Origin of the sequence: Longitalea arenae, assembly GCF_016924755.1 — a bacterium.
GTDB classification, from domain to species: Bacteria; Bacteroidota; Bacteroidia; order Chitinophagales; family Chitinophagaceae; genus Niastella; species Niastella arenae.
In genome coordinates this window covers 287,754-307,268 of record NZ_JAFFJX010000003.1, presented here as the reverse complement: position 1 = coordinate 307,268, position 19,515 = coordinate 287,754, and the positions used below count along the sequence as shown (strand labels likewise).

The window sequence follows — 19,515 nt, the reverse complement described above, 5'->3', positions numbered from 1 at the left end:
TTACAGGCTTAATAACTGTTTTTTGATTGCCAACTGCCAACTGCGAACCGGCCCGATTAATGACTAATTATAAATATGATACGCAAATTAATCTATATCATTGGTTGCCTGTTGATCTGGATCGATTGTTTCAGCCAGACCTCAGATGATGCCTATAAAGAACCATTGAAGCAGGTGTTAACGGAAATTGAGCAGCAGTATGGTATCAAGATCCGTTACAGTGAAAATATGGTGAGCGACCGCTGGGTCACCTATGCGCGCTGGCGCTTCCGGCCCGATGTGGAGAAAACATTGAGCAATGTATTGGCCTCGCAGGACCTTTCCTTCAGCAAAACAGGGGATAAGAGTTATAAGATCAGCGCTTTTCAATACCATTTAAAAACGGTGGAGGAAGGCAAAGCGCAACTGGAATACCTGTCCACTTTATACAATGATGCAGCCAGCTGGGAGCAGCGCAAAAAAGAGATGCGGGCCTGTATGTTCGAAGCACTGAAATTATCGCCCATGCCTGCGGCGCCTGCGTCAAAACCCATCCTTACACCTGTACGGAAAATGGATGGATACACGGTAGAGAATATTGCATTCGAAATATTACCCGGCGTATATACGGCCGGGTCATTATACCGTCCCGCAAAAGTAAAAGGGAAACTGCCTGTGGTATTATGTCCCGATGGTCATTGGGACAAACACCGCTACCGGGCCGATTGCCAGTATCGCTGTGCTACCCTGGCCCGGATGGGCTGCATCGCCATCAGCTATGATATTTTTGCCTGGGGTGAATCGCTGTTGCAGTTCAAACCGGAAGATCATCGCCGCAGCCTGGCCATGACGGTGCAGGCACTGGGTGCTTTTCGCATCCTGGATTATTTGCTGAGGTTAAAAGAAGCAGATACCAGCCGTGTGGCCATCAGCGGCGGTTCGGGAGGGGGCAGCCATACCATGCTGATAACGGCCCTGGACGACCGGATTAAATTAAGTGCGCCGGTGGTCATGTTATCCAGCTATCATAGTGGCGGTTGTCCCTGTGAAAGCGGAATGCCTGTGCATTTATGCGGCAACGGCACCAATAATGCCGAGATCGCAGCCATGGCGGCGCCTCGTCCGCAACTGGTGGTTTCGGATGGCAAGGACTGGACCGCCCACGTACCGGAAACGGAATTCCCTTACCTGCAAAAAATGTATTCTTATTACGGCCAACCGGAACTGGTAGAGAATGTACACCTGCCGGCAGAAGGACATGATTATGGCATTAACAAACGTATTGCCTTATATGAGTTTATCGCTAAACATTTCAAGCTGGATCTGAATGCCGTAAAAGACAAGACCGGTAAGTTCGATGAAACCAAAGTGACCATTGAGCCGGAAGCAGCGCTGAAAGTATTTGGTGAAAAAGGGGAGAAGTTACCGGCGAATGCTATCCGTAGTTATGATCAATTGAAAGCAATGTTTGATCCAGTGAAGTAGATGGCTTTCCCGGTTACCAGTTCCGGGAACTGGTAACTGATTACGATGCACAATACATGATATGAAAAAGCAAAGAATATTCGCAGTAGCAGTATTAATGAGTATAGCGGCCGGCTGTGCCAGTACTGCAAGGCAAACGCACACTAAGAACGAAGGCAAGCTCTATAAAATTGCAGTGGTTGACCTGATGATCCTGAAACGTCAAAAGCTGGGGGCTTTGCAATTGACCAAAGACATTGGCGCTGATGGATTGGAACTGGATATGGGCGGTTTGGGGCAACGCGAGACCTTCGATAATAAACTGGCGATTGATTCGGTACGCAAGCAGTTCATGGATAAGGCCAAAGAATTGAACCTGGAAATTGCCTCTCTCGGTATGACCGGTTTTTACGCGCAATCATTTCCGGAACGGCCTACCGCTGTAAAGGCAGTGCAGGATTGCATCAATACCATGAAGCAGATGAATGTAAAAGTGGGCTTTCTGCCATTAGGTATCAAAGGCGACCTGGTAAAATACCCGGAATTACGTCCGGCCGTTATAGAACGCCTGAAAGAAGTAGGAAAGGCTGCGGAAGCAGCGGGCGTGGTCATTGGTATCGAGACCGCCTTAAGCGCTACGGAAGAGGTAAAACTGTTACAGGAGATCGGTTCTCCCGCGATCCAGATCTATTTCAATTTTTCAAATCCCTTAAAAGAGGGAAGAGACCTGTATAAAGAACTGGAAATACTCGGAAAAGATCGCATCTGCCAGATCCATTGCACCAATAAGGACAGTGTGTGGCTGCAGAACGATCCGCAGATAGATATGAAGAAAGTAAAACAGACCCTGGAGAAAATGAACTGGAAGGGCTGGCTGGTGATCGAGCGGTCACGCGATGCGAAGGACCCGCGGAACGTAAAAAAGAATTTCGGTGCCAATACCGCTTACATGAAATCGATATTTCAATAGCAGGATCATCTATTTATAAGAACAAAATGAAGACTCTATTCAATTACGCGCTTTTATTTCTATTATTTGCCTGTTTCCATATAACGGTTCAGGCCGCTGATATTTATGTAGCGCCTACTGGTTCAGATACGAACCCTGGTACAAAAGATAAACCCATGGCCACCGTTGCCATGGCATTGCGTAAGGCCAGGGAAATGCGCCGCTTGAAAGACCCGGCGGTTGAAAACGGTATTCACATCATTGTCGGCGACGGCGTATATACTTTCAGCGAACCATTGTTTATTCGCCCCGAAGATTCCGGTACGCCCGGCAGCCCTACCATCATCGAAGCAGCCCCCGGCGCCAGGCCGGTGTTCAGCGGTGGTATGTCAGTCAAAGGCTGGCGCAAAGCTTCGGGAAAAATGCCCGGACTGCCGGCTGCAGCGCAGGGCAAAGTATGGGTAGCGGATGCACCGGTGGAAGCAGGCCGCCTGCTCGATTTCCGCCAGTTATACATAAACGATCAAAAAGCCACTCGGGCCCGCGATCGTAATGCCGATAGCATGAACCGTATTCTTTCCTGGAACCATCAAACGGAACAATGCTGGATCCCGGCGCCAAAAACGCCGGGTTGGGATAAGGTGGCCGGTTTGGAAATGGTCATTCACCAATGGTGGGCCATTGCCATCTTACGCATTAAATCGGTTACGGTTAAAGGTGACAGCGCACTGCTTGGTTTTCATCAGCCGGAAAGCCGCATTCAGTCGGAACATCCCTGGCCGGCTCCCTGGATCTCGCAGAAGACGGGCAACTCGGCTTTCTTTCTCACCAATGCCATTCAGTTCCTCGACGAGCCTGGTGAATGGTACCTCGATGTGAAACAACAACAGATCGTTTACTGGCCGCGCAATAATGAAGACCTGCGCAGCGTCCAGGTAACAGTCCCTTATTTACAGAATATCGCCCGCGTAGAAGGAACTATTGACAATCCTGTTGCCCATGTATTTTTCAAAGGCATCGATTTCAAATATACCACCTGGTTAAGGCCTTCACAGGCAGGGCATGTACCCTTACAGGCAGGTATGTATTTGCTGGATGCGTACAAGTTGAAAATACCCGGTACACCAGATAAAAGAGGTTTGGAAAACCAAGGCTGGATCGGCCGTCAGCCTGCAGCTGTTGAATTGCAATATGTGCGGAACACGGGTTTCGAGCGTTGTAATTTCTCACACATGGCCGCTACCGGATTGGATTATATACGAGGTACCCAATACGATACCATTATTGGTTGCACTTTCCGTGATATTGGCGGCACTGCTATTCAGGCCGGCGTATTCTCCGACCCGGCGTTTGAGACGCATTTGCCGTATGATCCGGCCGATGCGAGGGAATTATGCCGCAAGCTCACCATCAGCAATTGTTTTATTACCAACTGCGCTAATGAAGACTGGGGTTGTGTGGGTATCAGTGCTGGTTATGTACAGGGCATTAACATTGAACACAATGAATTGAGCGATCTTCCCTACAGCGGCATTTGCGTAGGCTGGGGCTGGACGAAAACCATCAATGCCATGCGGAATAACCGCGTACACGCCAACCTGGTGCATCACTATGCAAAGCATATGTACGATGTGGGCGGTTTATATACATTGTCGGCCCAACCTGGTTCTGTGATCAGTGAGAATTATGTGCATACGATCCTGAAAGCGCCTTATGCCCATGATCCCAACCATTTCTTTTACATGTACCTCGATGAAGGTTCTGCCTATATCACGCTGAAGGATAATTATTGCGAGGAAGAGAAGTTTATGAAGAACTCCAACGGTCCCGGTAATACGTGGGATAACAATGGGCCGAAAGTGGCGGATAGTATTAAGAACAGGGCGGGGCTGGAAGATGCGTATAAGGCAATTAAAAATATAAAATAAGTCACCGGTTCCCGGTCGCCGGTTACCGGTGGCGCGGCCTCCGTTGTCTTAGATTCCCGGTAACCGGGAACTGGTAACCGGTAACGCTCAAAATAAAAGCAGAAACTGAACTAAGAACCAAATACAATATGTTAACGATAGGCATACTAGGATTAGGCGAAGGTCGCAGCACCATGTCTGCCGCCCTGAGCAGCAGCAAACTGAAACTGAAAACCATTTGCGACCTGAACGAAGACCTGTGCAAACAGCGGAGCAAGGAATTTCAGTTCTTTAATTATACGACGAAGTATGAAGACATGCTAAATGATCCGGAGATCGATATCATTGCTATTTATACACCCGACAAATGGCATGCCGGGCATATCAAACAGGCATTGCTGCACAATAAACATGTGGTATGTACGAAACCCCTGATAGATGACCTGTCGACTGCCAAAGAACTGCTTGACCTGCAGCAAAAGACCGGAAAGAAATTGTTTGTAGGCCAAAGCTCCCGGTTCTTTGAGCCGGCCAAAAGGCAGCGCAGGGACTTTGAAGCTGGTTTGTTAGGTGAGCTGATCACCGTGGAAAGCCATTACCATGCCGATCATCGCTGGTTTTTAGAAAAGCCATGGGCTTTGGAGCATTCATTCAAATGGCTCTATGGAGGTTTAAGCCATCCGGTTGATTTTATCCGTTGGTACCTGCCTGAGATTGAAGAAGTGATGGGGTATGGGATGATCAGCAGCAACGGAAAAAAAGCGGGATTGAAAAACGAAGATACCATGCACTTTATCTTCCGGGCTGCAGATGGCCGCATCGCGCGGGTAAGCGGCGCTTATACCGGGCCTATTCAGCCGGCACAAAGAGATAGCGGCATGAGCGTGATCCTGCGGGGCACCGAGGGCGCCTCCCAGGCCGACTATCACGAACTGCGTTATGCCATCACCGATAGGACCGGCGAAGAAAAAGTAGTTCATTGGGGCGATAGTACCATCAAATATTATTTCCGTTTTGAAGGCCAGAGCCATCATGCCGGTGAATACCAGAATTACCTGGAATATTTTGCCGACAGCATTACCAATAATACAATAGCATATCCTGATCTGAAAGAAGGTATCGGCACCATTGCCTTATTGCAGGCGATGGAGAGATCCTTGAAGACAGGTGTGCCGGTGAAAGTGAGTGAAATCTTAAGTGCACATGGTCTATAGTTGCCAGTTACCCGTCGCCAGTCACCGGTTCCCGGGAATCACAGCGGAGGCCGCGTCCCTGGTAAGTGGTGGTAACTGGTAACCGGTAACCGGTACCATTGATAAGCAACCCTTACATCAGAAAGTATTCACCTTAGAGTATTTCATATAAAAAACAGCGATGAACGCCATCTATGACCTTTTACAACCTGTCGATTTTGTCATTGTAGGCATTTACCTTTTCATCCTGATCGCAATCGGATATTGGGTAAGCTTCGGACAAAAGAAGAACAGGGAGCAGAACCTTTTCCTGGCCGACCGCTCATTGGGTTGGGCGAGTATCGGCTTTACCATGTGGGGCACCAATGTAGGTCCATCCATGCTGGTGGCATCTGCCAGTGCCGGATATCAAACCGGTATTGTGGCGGGCAATTTTGCCTGGTATGCATTTGTTTTCATACTTATGCTGGCCGTGGTATTCGGCCCCCGTTACCTGGGCGCCAATGTATCCACCCTGCCTGAGTTTTTGGGTAAACGGTTTGGCGAAAATACCCGCAATATCCTGGCCTGGTATACCCTGATCACCATTTTGATCTCCTGGTTGTCACTCGGCTTATTTGCCGGTGGCGTGCTTATTAAGCAACTGTTGGGAATGGATATGTTGTTATCCGTTATGATCATGGTGGTGGTCTCTACGCTGTTTGTATTGGCAGGTGGTTTAAAGACCATCGCCTACACGAGTGTATTCCAGATGTTATTATTGATCGTGGTATCATTGATCCTGGTGGTGCTCGGGGTGTCGAAAGCAGGCGGTATCGCCGCTATTTATGAAAAGACGCCCGCCAATTTCTGGAACCTGTTCCAGCCTGCCAGTGATAAAGTATTTCCCTGGCCGGCTATCCTGCTCGGCTACCCGATCATGGGCGTATGGTTCTGGTGTACGGAACAATCGATGGTGCAATCGGTCCTGGGCGCCAAAAGCCTGAAGCAGGGACAGCTGGGCGCCAATTTTATTGGCTGGTTGAAGATCCTGGATGTGCCCCTGTTCATTCTTCCTGGCATTATCTGTTTCATCTTATATCCGCAGCTGCAGGATCCTGATAAAGCCTACCTGACGATGGTGACCAATTTGTTCCCGCCAGGTATGAAAGGCTTGATCATTGTAGTGCTGGTAGCCTGTTTGATAAGTACTATTGGCGCTTCGCTGAATTCGGTGAGCACCGTATTCACCATGGACATTTACGTGAAGAAATACAAACCCGAAGCCAGCAACCAGGACATCATTCGCATTGGCCGCCTGATCACGGTGGCCGGCGCATTGGTATCGGTCTCGGTTACACTTGCTATTGATAATATAAAAGGACTCGACCTGTTCAATGTATTTCAATCGGTCCTGGGTTTTCTGGCCCCGCCAATGACAGTCGCCTTCCTGTTTGGTGTCCTTTGGAAAAAGACAACGCCTAAAGCCATCAATTATGTATTGACAGTTGGTACTGCATTTTGTTTATTGGTGGGGATCCTGAATTTGTGGGTGATAAAATCAGACAAATGGCCGCATTTCCTCTTGTTGTCGTTCTACCTCTTTGTGGTATTAAGTGTAATGACCTATTTAATATCGGTATTTGATAAAAAAGGCGCCAAACAGATACAAGAGGCCACTTACTTTAAAAGCCTGGCCAAAACCGATAAGCAGGTATGGTTTATGTGGGGACTACTGATCGTAGTCATGCTGGCATTGTATATATTTTTTAACGGACATTAATTTTCTGTATCTAAATAAATATTTCGGATGAATTGCAAACACGCCATATTGCAACAGGCACTTTTGATCGCACTATTACTTTCGACCGGCGCTGTGCCGGCGCAACCTGCCCGCACAGTAGAGCCGCAAAAGGCAGCTGCCGGAGAAGCGACCTGGATCTGGTATCCAGGTGATTTTGAGATCTGGCTGGCCAATAAAATGCAGAACCGGCGTACAGAGCGCGGTTCCTTCTTTCCACCATTCTGGAAATTGGATGGTCATTATGTGCTGATGGATTTTCACAAAGATGTAGAGCTGACCGAGCCCGAACAGATCGATGTATACGTGGAAGGGCAATATATCCTGAAACTCGACGGAAAAGGTTTTGAAGGAACGCCGCAACAAATAACAGTTCCTGCCGGTAAACACCGCATCAATGTAAAAGTGTTCAGCACGGGCAATGTGCCGGCTATTTATGTGAAAGGAAAAACGATCAGATCCGATTCCTCCTGGCTGGTAACCTTTGAAGATAAAGAGTGGATCGATGAAACCGGCAAAACATCCGACATTTCGGCGACTGTATGGTTAAATGCGGGCAGCTGGAATTTCAACGATCCCGCACAACGGCCCTCTGCATTTAAACTGGCCGTACAACCGAAATCAGCGGTATCCGCAACCAGGAACAACGGCTCTTTACTGGTTGATTTTGGCCAGGAAACATTTGGCTATATCCGCCTGCATGGTTTACAGGGCAACGGCAAAGTGTCGTTGTATTATGGCGAATCCAAAGAAGAAGCCCTGGCTACCGGTACCTGCGAAACACTCGATCGGGTGGAAGTGAACCTGGGATCAAAAAAAGATTCTGTAATGGAATTATCCAAAGCATTCCGCTTTGTGAATATTCAAACAGAAGGCGGTGCTGCGCTTGACTCGGTTTCGATGTTATATGAATACCTGCCGGTGGCCAAACGCGGCACTTTCCGTTGCGCAGATGAATCTATCAATAAAATTTGGGATGTAGCCGCCTACACCATGGAATTGAATACCCGCGAGTTCTTCATCGATGGTATCAAACGCGACCGCTGGATCTGGAGTGGGGATGCTTACCAAAGCTACCTGATGAACTACTACCTGTATTTCGATGTGCCTACCGTATCACGCACGCTGATGGCCCTGCGGGGAAAAGACCCGGTGACCAGTCACATCAATACCATTATGGATTATACTTTTTACTGGTTCCTCGGTATCTATGATCTCTACCAGTATACCGGCGATAAGACCTTTATCCAGCAATTCTATCCGCGTATGCAAAGCCTCATGGACTATTGCCTGCAACGCCGCAATAAAGACGGACTGATGCAGGGGCTGCCAGGGGACTGGATATTCATCGACTGGGCAGCAGGGTTAAGTAAAAAAGGAGAAGTGAGCTTTGAACAATTATTGTTCTGCCGCAGCCTCGAAACCATGGCGCTTTGTGCCAATATGGTGAACGATACAAAAAATGCGGAGCTGTATAAACAACTGGCGGCCGATCTGAAAGCAAAATTATTCGCTATCTACTGGAGCGATGAAAAGCACGCGCTGGTGCATAGCCGGGTTGATGGCAAACCTACCGACAATGTAACCCGCTATGCCAACATGTTCGCTATCTTTTTTGATTATTTTAATAATGAACAGAAGCAGGCGGTAAAAGAGCATGTGCTGTTAAACGAAAAGATCCAGAAGATCACCACGCCTTACATGCGGTTCTATGAACTGGAAGCCTTGTGTGCTATGGGTGAACAGAAATACGTGCTGAATGAAATGAAAAATTACTGGGGCGGCATGTTGCAGGCAGGCGCCACTTCTTTCTGGGAAGAATACAATCCTTCCAAGCAGGGTGCTGAACATTACGCGATGTATGGCCGTCCGTTTGGCAAAAGCCTTTGTCATGCCTGGGGCGCCAGTCCGATCTATCTCCTGGGTAAATACTATTTGGGTGTTCAGCCCACAGCACCAGGTTATGCAAGCTGGGTAGCGGAGCCGGTACTGGGAGGTTTGCAATGGATGGAAGGTAAAGTGCCTACGCCGAAGGGTGACATCGATGTGTATTGCAGCACTACGGTAATTAAGATCAAAAGCAGCGAAGGAACGGGAACCCTGCGTTTTAAGAGTAAGGGCAAACCAACCGCTAAGGGTGCCGTTATTACCAGCAAGGGGAATAACCTGTATGAGATGACGGTGGAAGCGGGTAAACAGTATGAAGTAAAATATAAGGGTTTATGAGTTATTCAGTTATTGAGTTATCAGGTTCAGTCATTGAGTTAACTAATAGCTTATGAACAGAATACCTTAAGAACTAAAAAAAGAAGTATGGACAGAATTACAGCAACATATTATATTGAAACTCCTTTAGACCCGGAAAAGGCAGCGGCTGTATTGGCAGGCGAACAATCGTCGGGAACCTTTATTGCCGTGCCTGGTGAAACGGAAGAATTGAAACAGCGTTTTGCCGCCCGGGTTGAAAAAGTGACGCCCCTGGAAACAGTGTCCGAACCAGCCATGCCCGGGGCCAGCAGCAAAACGGGGCAATACCATCGCGCGGAGATCCAGGTCTCCTGGAGTATCGAAAATTTCGGTTATAACCTGCCGGTACTCATTTCTACCCTGCAGGGGAATTTGTATGAGCTGCGCCAGTTCACTGGTTTGAAACTCATGGATATCGGGCTGCCGGCATCTTTTGCGCAACACTACAAGGGACCGGCATTTGGTATCGATGGTTGCCGAAAGCTTACCAAGGTTGAAAACAGGCCGTTGATCGGCACCATCATTAAACCCAGTATCGGCCTCACGCCCGAACAAACCGCTGAGATGGTGAAAACGCTGGTGGGTGCAGGCATTGATTTTATAAAAGATGATGAGCTGCTCTCTTCATCGGCCAATTCGCGCTTCAATGACCGGGTAGATGCGATCATGAAAGTGATCAATACACATGCCGATGCTACCGGGAAAAAAGTAATGTATGCATTCAATATCAGCGGTGAAATTGACGAGATGCTGCAACGCTATGAATATATTCTGCGCAGTGGCGGTACCTGCGCCATGGTAAGTATCAACAGTGTGGGAATGGCGGGTGTTAAAAAGATCTGCGATCAGCGGCAACTGGCTATTCATGCACACCGCAATGGCTGGGGAATGCAAACCCGTCATCCATTGCTCGGGATCGATTTCAGGGCTTATCAAAAATTATGGCGGGTAGCAGGTGTTGACCAGCTGCATGTAAATGGTATCCAGAATAAATTCTGGGAAAGCGATGACTCTGTGGTGGCATCTATCAAAGCATGTCTGCAGCCATTCTACGATCACCAGCCTTTATTGCCGGTAGTATCGTCGGGGCAATGGGGCGGACAAGCGCCAGAAACGTATCGCCGTACAAAAACCGTTGACCTCTTGTATATGGCCGGCGGCGGCATCATGGCGCATCCCATGGGCGCTGCAGCCGGCGTAAGAGCTTTGCAACAGGCATGGCAGGCCGCGGTGGATGGTTTGAGTGTGGAGCAGGCGGCGGCCGCTTACAAAGAGTTCGGCGAGTCAGTGAAGCAGTTTGGTAAGAAATAGTTACCAGTTACCAGTTACCAGTTACCAGTTGCCAGTTACCAGTTGCCGGGCAACCACCAAAAACTTTAACAAACGCACAGTAAGGTCCTGGAAACCGGTAACCGGTGACCGGTAACAAGGATCATTAACAATGATTATATCCATTGACCCGAATGTCTTACAAACAAAGTAATATATTACTAGCCTTCTACGGCGACGACTTCACCGGTTCCACCGATGCTTTGGAATTCCTAAGCAGGGCAGGGGCGAGGACGGCCTTATTCATTGAGCCACCCACGGTGGAGTTATTGAAAAAGTATCCGGGTTTGAACGCTTTTGGCGTTGCCGGTAAAACCCGCGCAATGTCGCCTGCAGCCATGGAAGAAACCCTGTTGCCTGCATTTGAAAAATTACAGCAAACAGGCGCCCGTCATGTGCATTATAAAGTATGTTCCACGTTCGATTCTTCCCCTGCAATAGGAAGTATCGGTAAAGCCATTGATACCGGCGCTGCAGTGTTTAAGAACAGGGCAATACCCTTGCTGGTGGCTGCTCCGGTCTTAGGCCGCTACTGCTTATTCGGCAATCTGTTTGCGCGTATGGGCATTGGCAGCAATGGGAATATCTACCGGCTCGACCGGCATCCATCGATGAGCCGTCATCCGGTTACTCCGGCCGATGAAAGCGACCTGCGCCTGCATTTGTCAAAGCAAACCAGTAAGAAGACCGGACTGGTCGATATCCTCCAGGTATCTGCTTCTGCCGAAGCCATCAACAGGGAATGGGAACACCAGGTGCAGGCTGGTTTTGAGATCGTATTAGTGGATGCATTGTACCAGGAGCAATTGTTGCGCATCGGTGAATTGATCGATGCACAGGCCCGGGCAGGTACTTTGTTCTCTGTAGGATCATCAGGCATTGAAATGGCATTGGGACAATACTGGAACCATACCAACATATTGCAGCCCGTTAGGTCCTGGCAAGATCCCGGAACAGCAGCACCATTACTGGTGGTTGCCGGAAGCTGTTCGCCGGTGACGGCCGCACAAATCAGATATGCCATAGCAGCAGGATTTGAAGAGATCCTGATCGACGCAGCTGCGATCTGTAATAACGATGATCTTTCTGTTGATACATCTATCCGTAAAGCCCTTGCCTGTTTGAATAACGGAAAACATGTCATTGTTCATACTGGTGGCGCTGCGCAACAACAAACTGCCAATCTGCCCGCTGCTTTATTAGGTACGGCATTAGGTAAGATCGCCAGGGAAGCAGCAGCTGGTTCAACCGTAAAACGGCTCGTGATCGCCGGTGGCGATACCAGCAGTTATGCAGCAAGGGCAATGGGTATTGAAGCGGTAGAAATGATCGCAGCCCTGGTACCCGGTGCGCCATTGTGTAAGGCCACTGCGCCGGGATCGCCGGTACATGGATTGGAAGTGAATTTCAAAGGTGGACAGGTAGGGGGCGACAATTATTTTGAAGTATTGATGAAAGGAAGGATCGATTAATTTAACTGTAAAGAAGTAAACAGAATAAACATGCAACAAAAAACATTAGGGCTTATTCATACATCAGCCACCCTGGTGCCTATGTTCCAGCAATTGTGCAGTCAGTTTTTACCCCAGGTAAAAGTATTCAACATTGTTGACGACAGTCTCATTAAAAATACGATCGCTTGTGGCGAACTAACACCTGGTACGGCACGGCGGGTGGTAAATTATGTGGGATCTGCAGAAGCGGCAGGCGCCGATTTCATCCTGGTAACCTGTTCTTCTATCGGAGCTGCTGTAGAAGCAGCCGCTGCCTTGACCAATGTGCCTGTGTTACGGGTTGATCAGCCGATGGCAGATCAGGCAGTGCGCACGGGGAAACGTATTGGTGTTATCGCTACTTTGTCAACCACCCTGCAACCGACCAGTGACCTGGTACAACGCAGGGCGGCCGTAGCGGGTAAATCCATAGAACTGGAAGCCGTATTGTGCGAAGGCGCTTTTGACGCATTGATGAGCGGTGATGCAGAAAAACACGATGCCATGGTAGCAAAGGCGTTGCGTGAATTATCTGCCAGAACCGATGTGATCGTACTGGCGCAGGCCTCTATGGCGCGGGTAGCTGATAACCTTGCTCCGGAAGATAAGAAAGTGCCTATTCTGGCTAGTCCGGGTATTGCCGTTCAACATATCGCATCCGTTCTTTAATGGCTTAAACTAATAAAGGAGCTATATTATTCTTATTTAGTAGTTGCAGGCTGCAGGGTTTCAGGTTACAGGGAAATGCCCGTACCTGCCCTTGTAGCCTGTAAATTGAAACATGTAACCTTGTGTTCCATATGAAAAAGATCTCCCAACTGTTCCTGGTGATCGGTATTGCAGCATTCATTGTTTTGCTGATCGGAATCATTATGCAGCAGCCGGTCTTATATAGGCCGGCGGCCGTAGGTACTGCTGTATGTATGGCCATCGGTTTAGGAGCGATACCGTCATTAAAGGGATATCAATATACAAGCTGGATCATTGCTGCCGTGGTAGCCGGTATGATGTATCCTGCTTCTTTTACCAATTGGGGATCGATCGATCTGCGGAATAAATGGTTAATGCTGGTCATCATCCAGCTGGTGATGTTCGGTATGGGCATACAAATGAAACTGGAAGATTTTACGGCGGTATCAAGGACCGGCAAGGGAGTGGCCATTGGTTTATTATGTCATTTCTCCGTGATGCCGCTGATGGGGTTTTTGCTTACACGCATTTTTCACTTTGAACCGGAGATAGCAGCCGGTATCATTCTCATTGGTTCTACATCGAGTGGGCTGGCTTCTAACGTAATGGTGTATCTGGCAAGGGCCAATCTCGTATTGTCGGTAGTGGTTACGGCCATGGCTACGATGGCAGCCCCTTTTTTCACCCCCTTGTTGATGAAACTGCTGGCCGGTACCCTGGTAGAAGTGAAAGTGCTTCACATGATGATGGAGATTATCAAGATCGTTATCGTACCCATCGGCGCAGCCCTCTTGCACGACTTCCTGAAAGGCGCTTCACCCCGGGGCGTGCGGCTGGTAACTTTGATGTTCATCTTTGCTGCTTTGTGGCTGACGGCATTGCCATTAGGCTCGTGGAATTATCTGGCAACGCATATTGGTTCAACACCACTGCTTCAATCTTTGGAAATTTTTGGTTTCCTGCTGGGCGCCATCGTTGCAGGTGTGTTATATCACCTGTTGGCAAAAACATTTACCGGGCTCGACAGGATCATGCCTTATTTTTCCATGTTCGGGATCATTTATTTTACTACTGTCACCACTGCAGCCGGGCACGACAATTTATTAAAAACAGGGTGGTTATTATTTCTTTGTTCTGTCATACATAATGCGGCCGGTTTCTTTTTTGGATACTGGTTAGGCCGTTTGTTCCGGCTGGATAAAAATTCTGCCCGTACAGTGGCATTTGAAGTGGGCCTGCAAAATGCAGGCATGGCTTCCGGTATTGCGGCAGGCATGGGAAAATTAGGTACCCTGGGTTTACCAGCAGCTGTCTTCAGTCCATGGATGAATATCGCCGGTTCTATTTTAGCCAATTACTGGCGCAAAAGGCCGGTGGCTGACAAAAAGCCGGAAGAGAACGATACGGTGCTCGGAATTAATAAGCAGGTGGATGGGGTGAAGGAGCTGACCTAGGTTGACAGCGGTTTATATAGTTATTGAGTTATTGAGTTATTGATTTTTTGAGTTATTGAATTATCGAATTTACACCTAACCATTGCGAACTGCCAATTGCGAACTGAGAACTGAGAACTTTGAACTCCGAACTGGCAACAGCGCTGTTCCACAATTCAGATGGAAGATTTTCTTTTTTATAAATAGTAAAAAAGTCCATCATTATAGTGAAATGTGTAATTGTTTACTGTAATTGATAAAGCTAGATTTGGATACACAACTATTCTTCCGGCGATCCCTACGTATCCTAGTCATTTATTAATCTAAACGATTGCAACGTATGAAACTGGTTTTGCTTTCCCTCGGGGTAAGCCTGTTGGCGTATTCCCCTGTCTTTTCCATTCCCCGCGATCGAATATTTGACCATAACAATGGCTTTTATCAGGCTGTTCCTGTTACCGGAAAAGTAACTGATGATAAAGATCAGCCATTGCCAGGCGTAACAGTTGCTGCCAAAGGCACACAAAGAGTTACGCAAACCAATGAAGCAGGTAGCTTTAGTTTAGAAATGCCTGCGGGTGTTACCGTGCTTGTTTTTTCTTATGCCGGTATGGAAACGCAGGAAGTGAACGTCGGTACTTCAACATCGATATCAGTACGGTTAAAACCTGCTGAGGCGGCGCTTGAAGATGTCGTGGTGATTGGCTATGGTACGCAGAAGCGCGCGAATGTAACCGGCGCCGTTGCCACGGTGACTGGTAATACGTTGACCGAGCGGCCCGCCCCTAATTCGGTTAACCTCTTGCAGGGGCGTTTACCTGGTTTAACGGTAAATCAAAATACGGCAGAACCAGGAAGGGATGGTAATTCATTATTGATACGCGGCCGCAGCTCCTTTACCGGCAGCAATGCGCCCCTTGTATTGATCGACGGGGTACCGGGATCATTGAACAATCTTTCTCCTGATGATATCGAGACAGCGACCGTCTTAAAAGATGCAGCTTCAGCTTCTATTTATGGGGCGAGGGCGGCAAACGGCGTTATCCTGGTGACCACTAAAAAAGGTAAAAAGGGCGCCACGCAGTTTAGTTACCGTACCAATATCTCACGGCATTCAGCCACCCGCTTACCTGAGTTCATCACCAACTCCGCTGAGTACATGGAGATGTTCAATGCAGCGATCGACCGGGGCAGAACCAATGGTGTGCCGGTGCGATATCCCCAGGCGGAAATTGAAAAATACAGGACGCCGTCTGATGAATATCCCAGTTTCAATTATATTGATCACTATGTAAGACCGGCATTGGTGCACAATCACAACCTTTCCATGTCGGGCGGCAGTGAAAAAAATACTTTTAATATCTCGCTTTCATATCTCGATCAGAATGCTTTGCTGCCAGGTTATAATTTCAAAAGATATAATGGCCTCATCAATTATACCAGTCAGCTTACCAAGGCCATCACGATCGGAACCATTATTAATGCAACTTATAAGAACAGGCAGGAGCCGCCTTTTACCGGTGAGAACATGATGCTGGCTGTTTATGCGGCAGGTCCTTTATACGGGCCTTTCTTGCCAGATGGCAGCGGCCGTATCGTTACCCGCGCTTATGAAAGAGAAGGCAGGAACCGCAACCCGCAGGAAATGTATGAAATGGGCTGGCAGAATAACAAGGAGTATAACCTGAACGGACAGGTCTTCGTCGATATTAAATTGATGAAGAACCTCGTATGGTCATCAAAAGCAGCCATAAACTATGTGGATGAATACTATAAAATGTATCAGCACAATTACAATTCTTATTTGCTGCAGGAACGGGATGCTACTACCGGTGATTACCGGATGTGGACTTTTGGTCCCGACATTGTTGGGGTAACTGATCAATACTCAAAATTATTACAACCCACGCTTTATAGCACACTTACCTACAATACCCAGTTCGGCGATCATAACCTCAAGGTGCTGGCCGGTTATGAACAGGTGTCACAACGCAACCAGGGATTGAGGGGCCGCCGGATCAGTACGGTTTCCCAGGCGCTCACCGACCTTACGGGTTATAACAATACCAATGAATCCTTATACTTCAGCCATCCGCGGCTTCCCGGAAATGTAAATCCGCAGGAGTGGGGCTTGCGCTCTTTCTTTGGTCGTGTGAATTATGATTTTCAGGGCAAGTATTTCCTGGAAGGTAATCTGCGCTATGATGGTACGTCGAAAGTGCATCCCGATTATCGCTGGGGCTTATTCCCCTCTGTATCTGCAGGATGGATGATCTCGCGGGAGAATTTCCTGCAGGACAAATTCTATTGGTTGACCGATTTGAAATTAAGAGGTTCCTATGGTGTGCTGGGTAACCAGGATATCGGGACTTACTTATACCAGGATGTGCTTACCATCAGCAATGTGCAGTATCCTTTCGGTAACCAGCCCGCCGTACAGGGCGCTGTGAACAACACTTTCCGCGATAAAAGTTTACAATGGGAATCTACCCGTGTGCTTGACTTCGGTTTTGACCTCGTCATTCAGAAAGGCCTGGTCGGCCTCACTTTTGACTGGTTCAATAAATACACCTACGATATTCTGGCCGCACCGCTTATCCCTGCGAGTATCGGGATGAATGCACCTACCATTAATAATGGCAGAATGCGCAACTTGGGGATTGAATTGTCTTTAACACACCAAAACAGGATCGGTAAGGTTTCTTATGGCCTGAATGGCATCGTTAGCACAGCCAGGAATGAAGTGCTGGAAGTGCGCATCCCAAGCTTTGGAACCACTACTGTTCAGGTAGGTGCTCCTTACAATTCTTATTATTTGTATCTCTGGGATGGCATAGTACAGGAAGGAGAAACGCCTATTCCGCATAGCCAAACCACCACACTGATGCCGGGCGATATAAAAATGAGAGATGTAAGCGGTCCTGAGGGAAAACCCGATGGCAGAATTACACCGGATGACCGGGTGATCGTAAAAGGCGCTTATCCTGATTATACCTATTCATTCGGAGGCAATGTCGACTATAAAGGATTTGGTCTTACCTTTTTCTTCCAGGGCGTGCAAGGCGTGAAGAGCCGGGTACTTAACTGGGGCGTTGATCCTTTTATGCAGGGAACACCGCCTACAACCGATTGGCGGAATGCCTGGACACCGGAAAACCAAAGCCAGTCGATGCCGGCGATTTACATCAAGGATTATCCGCACATGAACAATTACAATGGCTCCACCTATTTTCTGCGCGATGCATCCTATCTGCGGTTAAAGAATGTAACGCTTTCGTATACATTCCCGCGGGTCATGATGTCGAGATTGAAAGTAAAGGACCTAATGTTGTATGTGTCGGCTGATAACCTGGTCACCTGGACCGATTTCAAGAATGGTGATCCTGAGCGCGCCAATTTCTCAACGGCTGAGAACAGTCCGTCAACCAACTTCAGTCAGTATCCGCAAACGCGCATTTTAAATGTGGGTTTGAATGTTAAATTTTAAATGCCTTGCCATGAACAGAAAACATCTTATATATCAAATTATACTTGTCGCATTCATTGTAACAGGTGCTTCCTGTAAAAAAGATTTCCTGGATAAGAATCCGCCCAATGCCGTTTCAACAGAGATCTTCTGGACCTCTGAAGCTGATGTGCAAAGTGCTGTGGCAGGTGTATATACCCGTTTGCAGGAAAATTTTTTAGGGTATGAACGGGTCTATCTCGATGGATTTACGGATAATGCCTATCTGATTGCGAATCCTTTTCACTCCGGCATCACGACAATAGCGTTTGGCGGTATCTCTTCCACCACCGCAACCACCGCTGAAATGTACAGCACGCCTTACCGGGTGATCGCTTCCAGCAATTATTTTTTAGCCAATGTTGATAAAGCGCCGTTGACAGACCAGAAAAAAAATACCTACAGTGCGGAAGTTCGTTTCCTAAGAGCACTGGCTTATTTTGACCTGGTTCAAACATTCGGTGATGTAGTTATTTATACCGCACCACCAGCTACGCTCGAAGAATCGCAGATCGATAAAAGCCCGCGCGCTGAAGTATATGCCCTGATAGAAGAAGACCTGCAATTTGCCATGAACAATTTGCCCGATGAAAAATACAATGGCCATGCAGTGAAAGGCAGCGCCGCCGCTTTACTGGCCCGCGTTTTACTCACCCAGCAAAAGTTTCCGGAAGCAGTGCCCATACTGCAGCAGATCATGAACAGTGGTAAATTCGCTCTGTCGAACAACTATGCTGCCTTGTTCAGAACGGCCGGGCAATCAAATGCTGCTGTGAATACCGAGATCATGTTCAGCACGCAATACCTGGCGCCCACAAAGATCCATCGCAATCTCAATGGCATGGACCTGGAGCTGGGGCATTATGCCATTATGCAGCCATATAAAAACCTGGTAGATGAGTATGAAGCTATTGATGGTCTGCCGATCACGGAATCACCTTTATATAATCCTGCGATGCCTTATGCCAACCGCGACCCGAGGCTGAATCTTACGGTAAAATTGCCGGGCGAAAAATGGCTGTCGCCGAATGGTTCGGAATATGTTCCGAGCATCAACAATCCGGCTTCTGGTTTTATTATGGAAAAATATGTCGATCTGTCAAGAGCCCCCTTCACTACGGCAACCGCTAACTTAACCGACCAGGATTATATTCATTTGCGATATGCCGATGTACTGTTGATGTATGCAGAAGCAAAGAACGAAGTAAGTGGTCCGGACGCAACCGTATATAAAGCGATCAATGATGTGCGCGGCAGGCCCGGTATCAATATGCCGGCGGTGGATGAAGCAAGATATAATACTAAAGAAAAGTTAAGAGATTTTATCAGGCATGAACGGCGCATAGAGCTGGCGCTGGAAGGCCACCGCTATAATGACCTGAAGCGATGGAATATCGCACATGTTGTTTTGCCGAAGTTAAAAGATCCGAATGGTGTTCCATTCGTTTTTGAACAGCGCAATTATTTCTGGCCATTTCCGCAAACGGAGATCGATGCCAATCCACAATTGCAACAAAACGACGATTATTTATAGTGTTTTCTTTAT

The 19,515-nt window shown here is 47.9% G+C and carries 12 protein-coding genes; all 12 read left to right on the top strand.

The features are described 5' to 3' along the window. Window positions 1–75: 75 nt before the first annotated feature. On the top strand, window positions 76–1,464 hold the full coding sequence (locus JT717_RS10010) for an alpha/beta hydrolase family protein (RefSeq protein WP_240347937.1): 1,389 nt from the start codon (window positions 76–78) through the stop codon (window positions 1,462–1,464). A gap of 61 nt (window positions 1,465–1,525) precedes the next feature. Then, a complete protein-coding gene (locus JT717_RS10005; protein WP_240347936.1) occupies window positions 1,526–2,413 on the top strand; it encodes a sugar phosphate isomerase/epimerase family protein in 888 nt (295 codons plus the stop codon). 26 nt (window positions 2,414–2,439) lie between these two features. Then, complete coding sequence (locus JT717_RS10000; RefSeq protein WP_205510073.1) at window positions 2,440–4,320, top strand: right-handed parallel beta-helix repeat-containing protein; 1,881 nt, start codon at window positions 2,440–2,442, stop codon at window positions 4,318–4,320. A gap of 128 nt (window positions 4,321–4,448) precedes the next feature. Next, window positions 4,449–5,513 carry a Gfo/Idh/MocA family protein gene (locus tag JT717_RS09995; RefSeq protein ID WP_205510072.1) on the top strand — a complete coding sequence of 355 codons (1,065 nt, stop codon included), beginning with the start codon at window positions 4,449–4,451 and terminating at the stop codon, window positions 5,511–5,513. 160 nt (window positions 5,514–5,673) lie between these two features. Beyond that, complete coding sequence (locus tag JT717_RS09990) at window positions 5,674–7,254, top strand: sodium:solute symporter (protein WP_205510071.1); 1,581 nt, start codon at window positions 5,674–5,676, stop codon at window positions 7,252–7,254. 27 nt (window positions 7,255–7,281) lie between these two features. After that, window positions 7,282–9,498 carry an alpha-L-rhamnosidase-related protein gene (locus tag JT717_RS09985; protein ID WP_205510070.1) on the top strand — a complete coding sequence of 739 codons (2,217 nt, stop codon included), beginning with the start codon at window positions 7,282–7,284 and terminating at the stop codon, window positions 9,496–9,498. 87 nt (window positions 9,499–9,585) lie between these two features. Further along, entirely contained in the window at window positions 9,586–10,830 is a 1,245-nt protein-coding gene (locus JT717_RS09980; protein WP_205510069.1) for a ribulose-bisphosphate carboxylase large subunit family protein, read from the top strand. A 152-nt stretch (window positions 10,831–10,982) separates the two neighbouring features. After that, window positions 10,983–12,320 carry a four-carbon acid sugar kinase family protein gene (locus tag JT717_RS09975; protein WP_205510068.1) on the top strand — a complete coding sequence of 446 codons (1,338 nt, stop codon included), beginning with the start codon at window positions 10,983–10,985 and terminating at the stop codon, window positions 12,318–12,320. 30 nt (window positions 12,321–12,350) lie between these two features. Further along, a complete protein-coding gene (locus tag JT717_RS09970) occupies window positions 12,351–13,010 on the top strand; it encodes an aspartate/glutamate racemase family protein (RefSeq protein ID WP_205510067.1) in 660 nt (219 codons plus the stop codon). A gap of 131 nt (window positions 13,011–13,141) precedes the next feature. Next, window positions 13,142–14,485, top strand: coding sequence for a bile acid:sodium symporter family protein (locus tag JT717_RS09965; RefSeq protein ID WP_205510066.1), 1,344 nt, complete (start codon window positions 13,142–13,144; stop codon window positions 14,483–14,485). 319 nt (window positions 14,486–14,804) lie between these two features. Further along, on the top strand, window positions 14,805–17,951 hold the full coding sequence (locus JT717_RS09960) for a SusC/RagA family TonB-linked outer membrane protein (protein ID WP_205510065.1): 3,147 nt from the start codon (window positions 14,805–14,807) through the stop codon (window positions 17,949–17,951). 10 nt (window positions 17,952–17,961) lie between these two features. Beyond that, window positions 17,962–19,503: a RagB/SusD family nutrient uptake outer membrane protein gene (locus JT717_RS09955; protein WP_205510064.1), complete on the top strand. Its 1,542-nt coding sequence runs from the start codon at window positions 17,962–17,964 to the stop codon at window positions 19,501–19,503. Window positions 19,504–19,515: the final 12 nt, after the last annotated feature.

Bases quoted from the DNA above. Each gene is read 5' to 3' on its own strand.
- JT717_RS09965 (WP_205510066.1), top strand. From the start codon at position 13,142: ATGAAAAAGATCTCCCAACTGTTCCTGGTGATCGGTATTGCAGCATTC.
- JT717_RS09990 (WP_205510071.1), top strand. From the start codon at position 5,674: ATGAACGCCATCTATGACCTTTTACAACCTGTCGATTTTGTCATTGTA.
- JT717_RS09960 (WP_205510065.1), top strand. From the start codon at position 14,805: ATGAAACTGGTTTTGCTTTCCCTCGGGGTAAGCCTGTTGGCGTATTCC.
- JT717_RS09955 (WP_205510064.1), top strand. From the start codon at position 17,962: ATGAACAGAAAACATCTTATATATCAAATTATACTTGTCGCATTCATT.
- JT717_RS09995 (WP_205510072.1), top strand. From the start codon at position 4,449: ATGTTAACGATAGGCATACTAGGATTAGGCGAAGGTCGCAGCACCATG.
- JT717_RS09970 (WP_205510067.1), top strand. From the start codon at position 12,351: ATGCAACAAAAAACATTAGGGCTTATTCATACATCAGCCACCCTGGTG.
- JT717_RS09980 (WP_205510069.1), top strand. From the start codon at position 9,586: ATGGACAGAATTACAGCAACATATTATATTGAAACTCCTTTAGACCCG.
- JT717_RS09985 (WP_205510070.1), top strand. From the start codon at position 7,282: ATGAATTGCAAACACGCCATATTGCAACAGGCACTTTTGATCGCACTA.
- JT717_RS10000 (WP_205510073.1), top strand. From the start codon at position 2,440: ATGAAGACTCTATTCAATTACGCGCTTTTATTTCTATTATTTGCCTGT.
- JT717_RS10005 (WP_240347936.1), top strand. From the start codon at position 1,526: ATGAAAAAGCAAAGAATATTCGCAGTAGCAGTATTAATGAGTATAGCG.
- JT717_RS10010 (WP_240347937.1), top strand. From the start codon at position 76: ATGATACGCAAATTAATCTATATCATTGGTTGCCTGTTGATCTGGATC.
- JT717_RS09975 (WP_205510068.1), top strand. From the start codon at position 10,983: ATGTCTTACAAACAAAGTAATATATTACTAGCCTTCTACGGCGACGAC.